Source organism: Ruegeria sp. BHSC223, from assembly GCF_059613025.1.
Window position 1 is genome coordinate 488,574 of the sequence record NZ_JBXWRR010000001.1, and the last position, 13,292, is coordinate 501,865.

Annotated in this window: 12 protein-coding genes; 6 read left to right on the forward strand and 6 right to left on the reverse strand. The window is 64.3% G+C overall.

What is annotated here, in order from left to right; all coding sequences use genetic code 11:
* Positions 1–99: 99 nt before the first annotated feature.
* Both AC2FNY_RS02385 and AC2FNY_RS02390 read left to right on the forward strand, forming a co-directional pair.
* The gene (locus AC2FNY_RS02385) at positions 100–2,355 is read left to right on the forward strand and encodes a mechanosensitive ion channel domain-containing protein (RefSeq protein ID WP_496801516.1); all 2,256 of its coding nucleotides are present in this window, start codon (positions 100–102) and stop codon (positions 2,353–2,355) included.
* A 4-nt stretch (positions 2,356–2,359) separates the two neighbouring features.
* Positions 2,360–3,520, forward strand: a complete 1,161-nt coding sequence (locus AC2FNY_RS02390) for a BamA/TamA family outer membrane protein (protein WP_234136568.1) — start codon at positions 2,360–2,362, stop codon at positions 3,518–3,520.
* A gap of 329 nt (positions 3,521–3,849) precedes the next feature.
* Here AC2FNY_RS02390 and AC2FNY_RS02395 read toward each other — a convergent pair whose 3' ends face one another.
* Complete coding sequence (locus AC2FNY_RS02395; RefSeq protein WP_234166689.1) at positions 3,850–4,047, reverse strand: hypothetical protein; 198 nt, start codon at positions 4,045–4,047, stop codon at positions 3,850–3,852.
* A gap of 354 nt (positions 4,048–4,401) precedes the next feature.
* On the opposite strand from AC2FNY_RS02395, the gene AC2FNY_RS02400 reads away from it, so the two are divergent.
* Positions 4,402–4,626, forward strand: a complete 225-nt coding sequence (locus tag AC2FNY_RS02400) for a hypothetical protein (protein ID WP_234162467.1) — start codon at positions 4,402–4,404, stop codon at positions 4,624–4,626.
* 298 nt (positions 4,627–4,924) lie between these two features.
* On the opposite strand, the gene AC2FNY_RS02405 is transcribed toward AC2FNY_RS02400, so the two are convergent.
* From AC2FNY_RS02405 to dctP, 5 genes are all read right to left on the reverse strand, one after another.
* Entirely contained in the window at positions 4,925–5,671 is a 747-nt protein-coding gene (locus AC2FNY_RS02405) for a sulfite exporter TauE/SafE family protein (RefSeq protein ID WP_496801517.1), read from the reverse strand.
* A 103-nt stretch (positions 5,672–5,774) separates the two neighbouring features.
* Complete coding sequence (locus AC2FNY_RS02410) at positions 5,775–6,524, reverse strand: sulfite exporter TauE/SafE family protein (protein WP_234215825.1); 750 nt, start codon at positions 6,522–6,524, stop codon at positions 5,775–5,777.
* A 63-nt stretch (positions 6,525–6,587) separates the two neighbouring features.
* Complete coding sequence (locus tag AC2FNY_RS02415) at positions 6,588–7,991, reverse strand: TRAP transporter large permease (protein WP_496801518.1); 1,404 nt, start codon at positions 7,989–7,991, stop codon at positions 6,588–6,590.
* The gene (locus AC2FNY_RS02420; protein ID WP_496801519.1) at positions 7,984–8,619 is read right to left on the reverse strand and encodes a TRAP transporter small permease subunit; all 636 of its coding nucleotides are present in this window, start codon (positions 8,617–8,619) and stop codon (positions 7,984–7,986) included. Before AC2FNY_RS02420 ends, AC2FNY_RS02415 begins: the two co-directional genes overlap by 8 nt.
* Before the next feature lie 74 nt (positions 8,620–8,693).
* Positions 8,694–9,707 (reverse strand): TRAP transporter substrate-binding protein DctP, encoded by a 1,014-nt coding sequence (gene dctP, locus AC2FNY_RS02425; RefSeq protein ID WP_234136561.1) that lies wholly within the window; start codon positions 9,705–9,707, stop codon positions 8,694–8,696.
* Between the two features lie 467 nt (positions 9,708–10,174).
* On the opposite strand from dctP, the gene acs reads away from it, so the two are divergent.
* The 3 genes from acs to AC2FNY_RS02440 all read left to right on the forward strand — a co-directional run bounded on the left by acs (position 10,175) and on the right by AC2FNY_RS02440 (position 13,291).
* Positions 10,175–12,139: an acetate--CoA ligase gene (acs, locus tag AC2FNY_RS02430; protein WP_234136560.1), complete on the forward strand. Its 1,965-nt coding sequence runs from the start codon at positions 10,175–10,177 to the stop codon at positions 12,137–12,139.
* A gap of 10 nt (positions 12,140–12,149) precedes the next feature.
* Positions 12,150–12,833, forward strand: coding sequence for an adenylate kinase (locus tag AC2FNY_RS02435; RefSeq protein ID WP_496801520.1), 684 nt, complete (start codon positions 12,150–12,152; stop codon positions 12,831–12,833).
* 173 nt (positions 12,834–13,006) lie between these two features.
* Complete coding sequence (locus AC2FNY_RS02440; protein ID WP_234169996.1) at positions 13,007–13,291, forward strand: DUF4212 domain-containing protein; 285 nt, start codon at positions 13,007–13,009, stop codon at positions 13,289–13,291.
* Position 13,292 lies beyond the last annotated feature (1 nt).

Genomic DNA, 13,292 nt, shown 5'->3' on the forward strand with positions numbered 1-13,292 from the left:
GTCTTTCGCCCGGAACCGCTCTCTTTCCGGTGAAACTGTTTGAGTTCACGCCAACGCGCGGTAGAAACGGAACATATAAAGAATACACGAGGGCAATTCATGAAACCGCTATTCAAGGTGCTGGCCCTGCTGGCCGCCCTGTTCTGTATATCCGTCCCGTTGGCGGCCCAGGTTCCGTTGCCCTCGGGCAGCGCGGCGGAAACCACACCCACAGTTCCCGACGACCTGACCCCCGACCAGGTCGACGATCTGGTCGCGCGCCTGTCCGACGATCAGGTCCGCGCCCTGCTGCTGGAGCGGCTGGATGCCGTAGCGCAGGCCAGCCAGGAACAGCCCGAACCGCGCAAGGGGCCCATCGCCCGGGTCGGTGACGCCGCCAAGGCGCTGGTCGCCTCGTGGCTGGATGCCCTGCGCAAGGTGCCGCTGCTGGTGACGAAACAGGGCGAGGCGCTGTCGAATTTCGCAAACTCGCTGGGCAGCGCGGGCATGGCCACCCTGTTCGGCTACACCCTGTTGGCCCTTGCAATCGGCTTCGCCGCCGAAAAGCTGGCGGTCTATGTGACCCGCTCGTGGATCAAGGCTGACCCCGCTGCTGCTTCCGACGACTTGCGCGGCGCGGTCAGTTATCTGTTCCGGCGGTTCTGCCGCGAGGTTCTGGGGCTGGTCGTGTTCTACTATACCCTGGTCTTTGTCGGACGCCGCCTGCTGGAGCCCGAACAGATCGCCTATGCGGCGCCCTTCGTGCTCTACCTGATCTGGTTGCCGCGTCTGGGGGCGGCGATCTCGCGCTTTATCCTGGCGCCGAACCGGCCCGATCTGCGGCTGGTCAATGCCGATGACCGCTGGGCGCAGTATCTGCACCGCAACCAGATCGGCCTGTTCCTGCTGATCGGCTTTACCCTGTTCATCGTCACCTTCAATAATCTGAACGGCGTGGCGATGGGGGATATGCGGCTGGGATTCTGGCTGAACAGTTCGATCCATATCTATATCGCGCTGATCGCCTGGACCGCGCGCAGTGGCCTGACCGAGATGATGCGTGGCGATGATCCCGACCGTACCGCATTCGACGAGAAGGTCGCCAGCTACTACCCCTATTTCGCCATCGCGGTCTCGGCCGTTGTCTGGCTGATCGTCGAATATTTCGTGGCGATCCGCGACATGGCGGTTCTGGCCAATGTGGGCGCGGGCGCTCATTACGTGACCATGTTCTGGCTGCTGATGGCCCCGGCCATCGACACCCTGATCCGGGGGCTGGTGCGGCATCTGCAACCGCCGATCATCGGCACCGGCGCCATTGCCGAACAGGCCTATCGCGCCACCAAGCGCAGCTATATCCGCATTGGCCGGGTTCTGGCCGGGGTCTTTGTCGTTCTGATGATCGCCAATGCCTGGCAGATCGACCTGCGCAACGTGGCGGGTGCCGGATCCGATGTTGGCGGGGCGGTCATCCAGTTCCTGATCATCATTGCCGTGGGTTACATTCTGGACGAGGTCATTTCGCTCTGGATCAACCGTCGCCTGGCAAAGGAGCAAACGGCGGTCGATCAAAGCCCGGACGAGGAAGCGGGCGAAGGCGGTGGCGCCGGAGGCTCGCGCCTGGTGACCGTTCTGCCCCTGATGCGCGTCACGGCGCAGGTCGCCATCGCGGTGATCTTCGGCCTCTTGGCCCTGGGGGCGCTGGGGCTGGACATCACGCCGCTGCTGGCCGGTGCCGGGATCCTCGGCCTGGCCATCGGTTTCGGTGCCCAGAAACTGGTCGCCGACATCGTGGGCGGGGTGTTCTTCCTGATCGACGACGCGTTCCGCGTGGGTGAATATGTCGATGTGGGCGGCACCACCGGCACGGTCGAAAAGATCTCTATCCGCTCGATGCAGCTGCGCCACCATCGCGGCCCGGTGCACACGATCCCCTATGGCGAGATCGCCAAGCTGACCAATTTCAGCCGCGACTGGGTAATCATGAAGCTGAAGTTCACCGTGCCTTTCGACACCGATCCCAACAAGGTCAAGAAGATCTTCAAGAAGATCGGCGCCGAGATGATGGCCGACCCGACCCATGCCGAAGGCTTCCTGCAACCGTTCAAATCGCAGGGCGTGTTCGATTTCGACGATGTCGGCATGATCATCCGGGGCAAGTTCATGGCCAAGCCCGGCAAGCAGTTCACCCTGCGCAAGGAGATCTTCAACAAGGTCAAAGCCGAGTTCAAGGCCAACGGCATCGACTTTGCCCGCCGCGAGGTGCGCGTGGCCATTCCCGGTCTCGACGACGCCGAACATATGACGCCCGAGCAGAAATCGGCGGTTGCCGCCGCCGCCAGCCAAGCCGTCAACGAACAGACCCAGGGCGAATAGGCCCATGACCCGGCCCGGCGGCAGGCGCGGCAATGTGGGGCTTTGGCACCCGCTTTGCGCGCTTGCCGCCGGGCTGTTGCTGTGTCTCTGGTCGGCGCCGCAAGCGGCCGCCCAGGCGGGCAAGTCCACGCTGGAAACCGAAGTCGGCCGCTTCACCTCGGTCGAGAAGGAAGAGCTGCCCGGATTTCGTCGGGGCTCCTTCGTGGTGGCACCGATCCCTTTTTCCAACCCGACCATCGGATCGGGGCTGGTGCTGGGGGCAGGATATCTCTTTACGCTGGACCCGGCCTCCAAACCCTCGATGATCGGCATCGGGGCGCTGAGATCGGACAATGGCAGCGAGGGCGTGGGGCTTGCGGGCAATTTCGCCTTTGACAACAATCGCTGGCAGATCGAAAGCCTCTATGCCCGTGCCAACCTGAACTATGACCTGCATACAGGGATCGGCCTGCTTCCGATCCACCAAAAAGGGGAACTGGCCCGGGTGAGCCTGTCCTACGGGTTCACCCCACAGTTTTCGGCGGGCCTGTCGCTGCGCTATCTCGACACCACGATCGACCTTGCCCGCACCGGCCTCCCACCGCTGCCGCCGCCGTTCAACCGGTTCACCTCGATGCGCATCGTCAGTCCCGGCCTCGTCGCCAGCCTCGATACACGCGACGACACCATCTATCCGACCCAGGGCGCGCTGATCGATTTCGAAGCCACGCGCGGTCTCACGCTCGAAGGAGTGACGGGCGACTATTCCCGCGCCTATCTGAACCTTGCGGTCTATCACAAGCCCTGGAAAGGGGCGGTGCTTGCCGCCGCCGCCTCGGTCTGCGGGGCCAGTTCCGACACGCCCTTTTTCGATCTCTGCTCGCTGGGCGGCACGGACGGGTTCCGGGGCTATTCCGTCACCGAATTTCTCGACCAGCGCTCGGCCTCGCTTCAGGTCGAGTTGCGCCAGCGCCTGGGAAACAGGCTGGGCGTCGTGGCCTTTGGCGGGGTCGGCACCACCGGGCGACGCTTTGCGGATTTCTCTCTCGACACCGTGCGCTCGGCCTGGGGGGTCGGCGCGCGCTACCGCCTATCGCGAAAGTTCCCGCTGGATTTCTCAGTCGATCTCAGCCGCAACAGCGTAGGCGAGGACCTGCTCTACATCTATGTCGGGCAACGTTTCTAGGCGCATCCTCCTTCGCGCCGTTTGCCTGACGGAGCCGACCGACTTCGCTCGATGTCCGAACTCGGTCCGCCGGAAAAGTATAATGACAAATCCGTGGGAAATCCGGGCCAACCCAGCGAGGCCCTTACACCGGCGCGGTCTTGGGAAAGCAGAGACTGATGGTACAGTTCGGCATCTCCACGATCTCGCTGATGTTCAGGCCGCCTCAGACCGAACGGAGCATATACGCTTTCTGTGCGCTTACCCTCCAGTGGCAGCGGAATCCAGGTCGGTCATGCTCCACACCGCGTCACGCGCCCCCTGCATCAGGTCGGGGCCCGTTACCGGGTTCACACCTTGTCGAACGAGAGAGCGCCCGGAAGAAACCCGACCAAAACCGCTCCGGGCAGGCTGCCAAGGCAGTCTAAACGCAGGCACAAGGGTATGAGCGCCGGACCACGCCCCAGATGCGGATCGACCGGTCCACGCCGCGTCATGGTGAAGACACAGACGATCCCCGCTGACGGCCCGGAAATCGTGAGCGCCATGGCAAAGGCCTGGTTTCGCGGATACCGCTCAGCCGCACCATCTCGAAATTCAGCGACGTCCGTATAGCCAGCCGCAGCACGGTGCGGTGTAAGGACTGCATCATGCAACGATCACTACAGCCATGGTCAGCGCCTTCGAAAAGTTGCAGCGAGCAGGCCCGGATCGCGCCCAGACCGACGGGCCAGTCTACGAAAGAGAGAGGTCACCGTGGTCGGCCGGGGCGCGACGAGCAGCAGGATGCGCGGCTCAGACATCAGCGCGCGGCTAATCGCAAGCATCTGCGTTCACCGCCCGACGGAGTGCCCGCCTGCTGGTCGCACTGCGCCCCCCAGGATCGGGAAGGTTTCAAACCAATGCGCGAGATCCGCTCGGCCTGCCCCTCGGGCCGCATGGCGGCGCCTAGCCGTAGGCTCTGGCTAACCGTCAAGTTGGCAATGAGACGCCACCTCTCGGGCGAGATTGCCAGCCCACGCCGCATCCGCGCTTCGGCCGGAAATCAGTCTTTGCCCGACCTCAAGGAGTCCGACCTGTTGCATGGCGCGTCGATTACCCGGCACAGCATCGGAGGATTGGGCTAAACCGCTGGCGGCAAAGTGACGTTCATCCGTCCGGTCATAATTGGGAACTCAGGATGAAGCTCCATCCGGTATCTCGTATTGTTCTCATCGCTTACGAGCGTCGATCAGTCTGGCTTCGAGAGAGCCTGCTGGCCGGCACATTTGCGCCGCGTTTCACCGGTTCAGGACCCTGGCCAAGACCGGTGCCCCGACAACTTCGGGCCGCCCTCCTATCGGATCGTGGATCTGGACACCAACTGTGTCACCAGGTTAATGCACGCGCGCACTGATCGGCTCGAGTGGCTCCCACTTTGAGGGGCTAGCTGCCGAGCGCGCGCCAGATCAGGTTTGCGCCCAGCACCACGAAGAGCAGGATTAGAGCGCGGCGGAACAGGGCCGGGGCGGCACGGTGGCGCAGGCGCTCGCCCAAGGCAAAGCCCGCGAAGGTGGGCGCCAGTAGCACAGCGGAGAGACCCAGCCCGCGTGGATCGGCGTGGCCCGCTGCCACATAGGAGAGCATCAGCGGCAGACTGCCGGCGGCAATGAGCAGACCGCTGGCCTGCACGAACTCGTCCCTCGGCGCGCGGCGGGCGCTGAGATACATTGCCATCGGCCCGCCCCAACCCGCGGTCAATCCGCCGATCACGCCTGTGAGTGCAGCCCAGATCACCTCGATCAAACCAACGTGGCGTTCGGGCAGCGGCGGCACCCGGCGCAGGCTGTCGAGCAGTGCGTAAAGCAGCAGGATCGCCCCCAGCGCCCCCATCAGCAGCCGGTCGCCCGCCGCGCGACTGAACCAGGCGGTCAGCCCCACCGACAGGCCCAGCACCAGCGCGAACCGGCCATACCGGCGCAGCAATATGCCTAACGGCCCGCCCCGCGCCATCTGCCAGAGATTGCTGAGCAGCATCGGCATCAGGATCAGCGTGATCGCCATGCGCGGATCGGTGCCAAGCGTCAGCAGTGCCAGCGACACGGTGGGCAGGCCCAAGCCGATAAAGCCCTTGATCGTCCCCGCCAGCAACAGCACCGCGCTGGCAAAGAGCATCAGGTCGAGCGTGGTCATGACGCCTCTCCGACTGGCCCCGGACAGGCCCGCGCCCGACCAGAGCCGCGCGCGTCGGATCTGTCAAGGCAACAGCGTTGACGGTTGCCTGTGCGACCGCCGCTCACCCTGCCAGCACCTCGCGCATCAGCATTCCCAGCCCCAGGCAGAGGCAGAGCAGCACCAAAAGGCGCTGGAACTGCGCGTCGGTGATGCGGCGAAAGGCGAAGATCCCAGCCTGCGCCGCCAATACGCCGGCCGGCAGCACCACGGCGAAAGCGGTCCAGACCTGCGCCTCGTAGGCGCCGCGCAGGGCCAGCCCGGCAACGGTGATGAGCAGGATCGAAAAGTTGTAGCTTTGCAGCACCGCCCGTGTCTCGGCCCGGGGCCAGGCCCGCATCGACAGCCAGATGGTCGGCAGCACGCCCGACAGCGAGGCAAAGCCACCCAGAATGCCGCCAATGAACCCCAGGGCACGGTCGATCCAGCGATACTGTCCCTCTAGCCGGGGCAAGGACCGGCGCAGGCCGAAGTAACCACCGTATAGGACCAGCCCCGCCGCGATGATCCGGCGCAGCACCGCCGGATCGACCCAGTCCAGCAGCATCAGCCCAAGCGGAACGCCCAGAATGCCCGGCAGGGTGAAGCGCAGCCAACGACGCGGATCCTCCCAAAGCACCGAACGCGAGATCCAGAGGCCCTGCACCCCCGCCAGAACCGCCAGAAGCGCGGTCAGCGCCACCGCCGAAACCGGGTCGAGCACCACCAGAAAGAACCCCAGCGCAAAAAGCGAGGTGCCCATGCCCGCAAGCCCGTTGACGAAACCGCCCGCCAGACCGCCAAGCAGCACATAGATGACGGTCTCGATCTGCATCCGGTCTGTCCCCCTGCCCTGCCCGTTGCCGTATCGTGGCATTGGGCAGGGGTCAACGACGCTCTACCCGGCCAATGTCGGCAGCCAGAGAACGATCTGGGGAAAGGCGACCAGCAGGCCGATGGTCACGGCATCGGCGACAAAGAACGGCATGACACCGCGGAACACGTCCTGCACGCTCAGGTCTGGGCGCACACCGGCCACCACGAAACAGTTGAGGCCGATGGGCGGGGTGATCAGGCAGAACTCGGCCATTTTCACCACCAGGATACCAAACCAGATCGCACACATCGGACCCGACATGCCGAACGCGCTGTCGGCCGCGCTGACCGCCTCGCCCCCGTTCAGCGCCATCACCGCCGGATAGACCACCGGCAGGGTCAAGAGCAGCATGCCGATCGCGTCCATGAACATGCCCAGCACCGCATAGGCCAACAGGATACAGATCAGGATCAGAATCGGCGACATGTGCAGGCTGGTGATCCAGTCGGAAAACGCCCCCGGCAGATCGGCAAAGCCAAGGAAGCGCACATAAATCAGCACCCCCCAGATGATGGTAAAGATCATCACCGTCAGCTTGGCGGTCTCTATCAGCGCGCTCTTGAACTCGGCCCATTTCATGCCGCGCAGCACGGCCATGCAGAACACCACAAAGGCCCCCAGCGCGCCGCCCTCGGTAGGCGTTCCCCAGGCATCGCCGCCAAAGGGGTTGTAGACAAAGAAGATGATGATCACGACGACAAAGACGATGGGCAGCGCGCCAGGCAGCGACGCGAACCGCTGGCGCCAGGTAAAGCCGGTCACCGGCGGGCCCACCGATTTGAACACCACCGCGATGCCCACGATCAGCGCCACATAGATCACCGCGCTGAACGCACCAGGCACGAAGCCCGCCAGCAACAGCTTGCCCACGTCCTGCTCGACGATGATGGCATAGATCACCAGGATCGCCGAGGGCGGGATCAGCGAGGCCAATGTCCCCGCCGCCGCCACCACGCCCGCCGCAAAACGCTTGTTATAGCCGATTGCCAACATCTCGGGGATGGCGATGCGGGCGAACACGGCAGAGGTCGCGACCGACGCCCCGGACACCGCCGCAAAGCCCGCGGTGGCAAACACGGTCGATACCGCCAGCCCGCCCGGCACCCAGGCCATCCAGCGCTTGGCCGCCTCGAACAGCGCCCGCGTCAGCCCCGCATAATAGGCGAGGTAACCGATCAGGATGAAGGTGGGGATCAGGCTCAGCGCCTGGCTGGCCACCTTGGAATGGGGCACCTGCCCCGCCGTCTTGACCGCCACCGTCAGCGCCCAGCCGAAATCCTCGGGGTCATAGCCCTTCTTCGACCAGAAGATCCAGATGAGCCCCACCAGCCCCGCCAGCGCGGCGGCAAAGGCCACGCGCATGCCGGTCAGAACCAGAACCAGCAGCCCGCCGGTGACCCAGAGGCCGATCTCGATACTATCCATTGTCATGCCCCGCCAGTTGCTCGGCCTCGGCCGCCGCCTGGGCGGCCACATCCTGGATCAGCGGCACCGCTACCGGCGCATCAAGCCCCAGCAGAAAGGCCCGGCCATAGCCCCAGACCTGCAAAACCAACCGCAGGCACAGAACCGAAAACGCCACCGGCGCCAGCAATTTGGCGGGCCAGAGCGGAATGCCGATATCAATCGAGCTGTCGCGGCTCCAGAGCGGCGCGTTGATGTCAAAGGCGCGCAGGAAATGCGCCCAGCTGCCCCAGACCAGAAGCATCATCAAGCCCAGGATCAGCAGCACCGAGATCAGCTCGAACAGCCACAGCGCCCGGCCCTGAAGCCGCCCGATGAACAGGTCCATCCGGATATGGCCGCCCTCGCGCTGGACAAAGGCGATCCCCATGAAGGCGATCAGCGACATCGCCTGCTCGATCCAGTCGACATAGCCGGGCAAGGGCGCGTTCATCGTGTTGCGCCCGCCAACCGAAACCACCGCCAGCAGCATCAGCGCAAACACCGCCAGCCCGCTGATCAGCGCCAGGACCCGCTCCAGCCGCAAGAGCGCCCGGTCCAGACGGCTCAGCGCGCTGCCGTCCTCCAATACTGATGCATGCCCTGCCATGGCAAAGCCCCCTTACGTCCGGTATTCTGAAAAGAGCGGACCGGGCACATATGCGCCCGGCCCCCGTTGCGGCCTCAGCTGCCGCGTGCCGATTTCAGCGTCGCATGGACCAGATCCAGCAGTTCCTGCCCCGGCAGGCCCTGCGCGGTCATGTCCTCGACCCATTTGGCGCTGATCGGTCCGGCAACCTTGGCGCGGAACTCTTCCAGCACCTCGTCCGAGATCATCACCTTTTCAACGCCCTTTTCGGCCAGCACGTCATCCCATTTCTTCAGCAGAGTGCCGTAGTTGGTCAAATAGTGGTCGATGGCCTCGTCGATCGAGCTGTCGAGCGCCGCGCGCTCGTCATCGCTCAGCGCCTCGTAGGCGTCGATATTTACCACCACGGGGCAGTTCACGGTGCCCGGGTTCAGGTTGGCGGTCCACCAGTCGGCCTTGTTGATGGTGCCAAAGCTCAGATGCGCGTGCTGGGCAAAGGCCACGGTATCCACAACGCCCGACTCCATCGCGTTATAGGCCTCGGTCGCAGGCACCGAGGTCGGCACCCCGCCAACCGCCGCGAATGCCGCGCCCAGACCGCCGGTCGCGCGCACCCGCATGCCCTCGAACTCGGCCAGCTCGTCACGCGGCGAACCGGTGCCCACCAGGTTGTATTGCGGCATCGGTGAGGTCATCAGCAGCTTGGCATTCCACTGCGCCATTTCCTTTTGCGCCGCCGGATGGGCATAGACCGCGTTCGACACGGCAACCTCTTCGGCCAACGTATTCACGCCCAGGAACGGCAGTTCCAGCACCGTGATCGCCCGGTTCTTGTCGGCGTGATAGCCGGCACAGAACTGCGCCATCTCGAACGCACCGATCGAGATCCCGTCCAGGTTCTCGCGGGGCTTGGACAGGCCGCCATAGCTGACATTCAGGGTGAACGACCCACCCGTCTTCTCGCTGACCAGTTCTGCCAGCTTCTCGACATGCTCGGTAAAGGCGCGGCGCTTGCCCCAGACCGACACATTCCATTCGGTAGCACCTGCCTCGACGGCAAAAGACACGGTCAGGGCGGCCGCAACCGCGCCGCTCAACATCTTGTTCATGAAGTCTCTCCCTATGCTGCGGTCCTTCCGTCCGGACCGCTTGCGGTCAAGCTAGCGCCAACATGGCAGCATGCCAAGCCCGCAACCCGGCGAGTCGGCCATGCCGCTGCGCAGCATGATTGCCGGTGCAGGCCCGGCACCGAAACATTATGTCACACCCGAAATGCGGCTTTCGCGCCTTCCGGGAAACCCGGATAGGCCACGACCGCCAGCCGGTCGGGGAAAAATCCTTGACAGGAATAGAGATTGATTTTCATCGGTATTTCCCAGTTCGAGTTCACGAAATTTACAAATCACCCCTGAAATCATCAACTAATTTACAGTCAATCCATTGTTTTACAGGTATTTATTTTCTTCTTTTCAGTTTTCGCTATGATTTGCGCAGGGTTGGAACGCAGATCGACAACACCCATGGGGATGGGTGAAAACGGTCGCAATGAAATCAGTGAGAGGGAGGAGCCTCATCCATGTCACCAGCAGCTCAGACCGAGACCAAGCTCTATGCACCGTCCGCCGACACCGTGGCGCGCGCGCATGTGAACGCGGAAACCTATGACCGGATGTATGCCGCCTCGATGGCCGATCCCGAAGGGTTCTGGGCCGAGCAGGGCAAGCGGGTCGACTGGATCAAGCCCTTTACCCAGGTCAAGGACGTCAACTACAATTTCGGCGAGGTTTCGATCAACTGGTATGCCGACGGCACGCTGAACGTCGCGGCCAACTGTATTGACCGCCACCTGGCGACCCGTGGCGACCAGACCGCGATCATCTGGGAGCCGGACTCGCCCACGGAACCCGCCAAGCACATCACCTATAAAGAGCTGCACGGCTCGGTCTGCCGGATGGCCAACATCCTCGAGAGCCTGGGTGTTCGCAAGGGCGACCGCGTGGTGATCTATCTGCCGATGATCCCCGAGGCCGCCTATGCCATGCTGGCCTGCGCCCGCATCGGCGCCATTCATTCCATCGTCTTTGCCGGTTTCTCGCCCGACGCGCTGGCGGCCCGCATCAACGGCTGCGACGCCAAGGTGGTGATCACCGCCGACGAGGCGCCGCGCGGTGGCCGCAAGACGCCGCTGAAATCCAATGCCGACGCGGCCCTGCTGCATTGCAAGGACAGCGTGAAATGCCTGGTGGTCAAGCGCACCGGTGGCCAGACCACCTGGATCGCCGACCGCGACTTTGACTATAACGAGATGGCGCTTGAGGCGTCGGATTACTGCGCGCCTGCCGAGATGGGTGCCGAGGATCCGCTCTTCATCCTCTACACCTCCGGCTCGACCGGTCAGCCCAAGGGCGTGGTGCATACCACCGGCGGCTACCTGGTCTATGCGGCGATGACGCATGAGATCACCTTCGACTACCATGACGGCGACATCTACTGGTGCACCGCCGATGTGGGCTGGGTCACCGGCCACAGCTATATCGTCTATGGCCCGCTGGCCAATGGCGCCACCACGCTGATGTTCGAGGGCGTGCCGACCTATCCCGACGCGGGCCGCTTCTGGGAGGTCTGCGCCAAGCACAAGGTCAACCAGTTCTACACCGCCCCCACCGCCATCCGCGCGCTGATGGGTCAGGGCACCAGCTTTGTCGAAAAGCACGACCTGAGCGACCTGCGCCTGTTGGGCACCGTGGGCGAGCCGATCAACCCCGAGGCCTGGAACTGGTACAATGACGTGGTGGGCAAGGGCAAATGCCCGATCGTCGACACCTGGTGGCAGACCGAAACCGGCGGCCACCTGATGACGCCGCTGCCGGGCGCCCATGCGACCAAGCCGGGGGCCGCGATGAAGCCCTTCTTTGGCGTGCAGCCGGTGGTGCTCGACCCGCAATCGGGCGTCGAGATCAGCGGCAACGGGGTCGAGGGCGTGCTCTGCATCAAGGACAGCTGGCCGGGCCAGATGCGCACCGTCTGGGGCGATCACGAGCGGTTCCAAAAGACCTATTTCGCCGATTACAAGGGCTACTACTTCACCGGCGACGGCTGCCGCCGCGATGCCGACGGCGACTATTGGATCACCGGCCGCGTCGATGACGTGATCAACGTCTCGGGCCACCGCATGGGCACCGCCGAGGTCGAAAGCGCACTGGTGGCGCATGCCGCCGTGGCCGAGGCCGCCGTGGTGGGCTATCCGCACGAGATCAAGGGCCAGGGCATCTATTGCTATGTCACCCTGATGAACGACCGCGAGCCGTCGGACGAGCTGATGAAGGAGCTGCGCACCTGGGTGCGCACCGAGATCGGCCCGATTGCCAGCCCGGACGTGATCCAGTGGGCGCCGGGCCTGCCGAAGACCCGCTCGGGCAAGATCATGCGCCGCATCCTGCGCAAGATCGCCGAGAACGACTTTGGCTCGCTGGGCGATACCTCGACGCTGGCCGATCCTTCGGTGGTCGACGACCTGATCGCCAATCGCGCCGGCAAATAAGGGGATGACCATGGACGCTGCCACTCTGACCACCCCCGCCGTTCTGATCCTTCTCGGCCCTCCGGGCGCCGGGAAGGGCACCCAGGCTCGCATGCTGGAAGACAAGTTCGGGCTGGTGCAACTGTCGACCGGCGACCTGCTGCGCGCCGCCGTGGCCGCCGGCACCCCCGCCGGCAAACAGGCCAAGGCGGTGATGGAGGCGGGCGACCTGGTCAACGACGAGATCGTCATTGCCATCCTGCGCGACCGGCTGGCCGAGCCCGATTGCGCCAAGGGCGTGATCCTCGACGGCTTTCCCCGCACCACCGTGCAGGCCGAGGCGCTGGACACGCTGCTGTCCGAGAGCGGACAGCGTATCAACGCCGCCATCAGCCTCGAGGTCGAGGATGCCGAGATGGTCACCCGCATCTCGGGCCGCTACACCTGTGGCGGCTGCGGCGAGGGGTATCACGACACGTTCAAGCAGCCGGCCGAGGCGGGCAAATGCGACAACTGCGGCGGCACCGAAATGAAGCGCCGCGCCGATGACAATGCCGCGACCGTGGCCAGCCGGCTCGAGGCCTATCACGCACAGACCGCGCCGCTGATCGCCTATTACGACGGGCACGGCGTGCTGCAACGGATCGACGCCATGGACGGGATCGAAGAGATCGCCCAGGGCCTCGCCACCATCGTCAAGGGGGCGATGGCCTAGGCGGGAAAGACCGGGGCGCGGCCCGCGCCGCCCCCTCCCCCCGCAAGACATTTCCGAAGGACCGCCCTGGCGGACCGGAGGAGTCATGCCCGCCGCCCACCGGCGGGTTTCAGGAGTGAGACCGCCCGGACCGCAGCCGGGCGCCTCAGGAGGAAGCAAGGAGGACCCGCGACATGGCGGACCACAGCACAACCTCCGCACAGGCCAGCGATGCCCAAAAGGGCTATTGGCAGGCCAATGTGCGGATCATTCTCATCAGCCTCGTCATCTGGGCGCTGGTGTCTTTCGGGTTCGGCATCGTGCTGCGCCCCATGCTCAGCGGCATCGCCGTGGGCGGTACCGATCTGGGCTTCTGGTTTGCCCAGCAAGGCTCGATCCTGGTGTTCCTGGCGCTGATCTTTTTCTACGCCTGGCGCATGAACAAGCTCGACGCCGAATTCGGCGTGGACGAGGAGTAAT

Bases quoted from the DNA above. Each gene is read 5' to 3' on its own strand.
- AC2FNY_RS02385 (WP_496801516.1), top strand. From the start codon at position 100: ATGAAACCGCTATTCAAGGTGCTGGCCCTGCTGGCCGCCCTGTTCTGT.
- AC2FNY_RS02390 (WP_234136568.1), top strand. From the start codon at position 2,360: ATGACCCGGCCCGGCGGCAGGCGCGGCAATGTGGGGCTTTGGCACCCG.
- AC2FNY_RS02395 (WP_234166689.1), bottom strand. From the start codon at position 4,047: ATGGCGCTCACGATTTCCGGGCCGTCAGCGGGGATCGTCTGTGTCTTC.
- AC2FNY_RS02400 (WP_234162467.1), top strand. From the start codon at position 4,402: ATGCGCGAGATCCGCTCGGCCTGCCCCTCGGGCCGCATGGCGGCGCCT.
- AC2FNY_RS02405 (WP_496801517.1), bottom strand. From the start codon at position 5,671: ATGACCACGCTCGACCTGATGCTCTTTGCCAGCGCGGTGCTGTTGCTG.
- AC2FNY_RS02410 (WP_234215825.1), bottom strand. From the start codon at position 6,524: ATGCAGATCGAGACCGTCATCTATGTGCTGCTTGGCGGTCTGGCGGGC.
- AC2FNY_RS02415 (WP_496801518.1), bottom strand. From the start codon at position 7,991: ATGGATAGTATCGAGATCGGCCTCTGGGTCACCGGCGGGCTGCTGGTT.
- AC2FNY_RS02420 (WP_496801519.1), bottom strand. From the start codon at position 8,619: ATGGCAGGGCATGCATCAGTATTGGAGGACGGCAGCGCGCTGAGCCGT.
- dctP (WP_234136561.1), bottom strand. From the start codon at position 9,707: ATGAACAAGATGTTGAGCGGCGCGGTTGCGGCCGCCCTGACCGTGTCT.
- acs (WP_234136560.1), top strand. From the start codon at position 10,175: ATGTCACCAGCAGCTCAGACCGAGACCAAGCTCTATGCACCGTCCGCC.
- AC2FNY_RS02435 (WP_496801520.1), top strand. From the start codon at position 12,150: ATGGACGCTGCCACTCTGACCACCCCCGCCGTTCTGATCCTTCTCGGC.
- AC2FNY_RS02440 (WP_234169996.1), top strand. From the start codon at position 13,007: ATGGCGGACCACAGCACAACCTCCGCACAGGCCAGCGATGCCCAAAAG.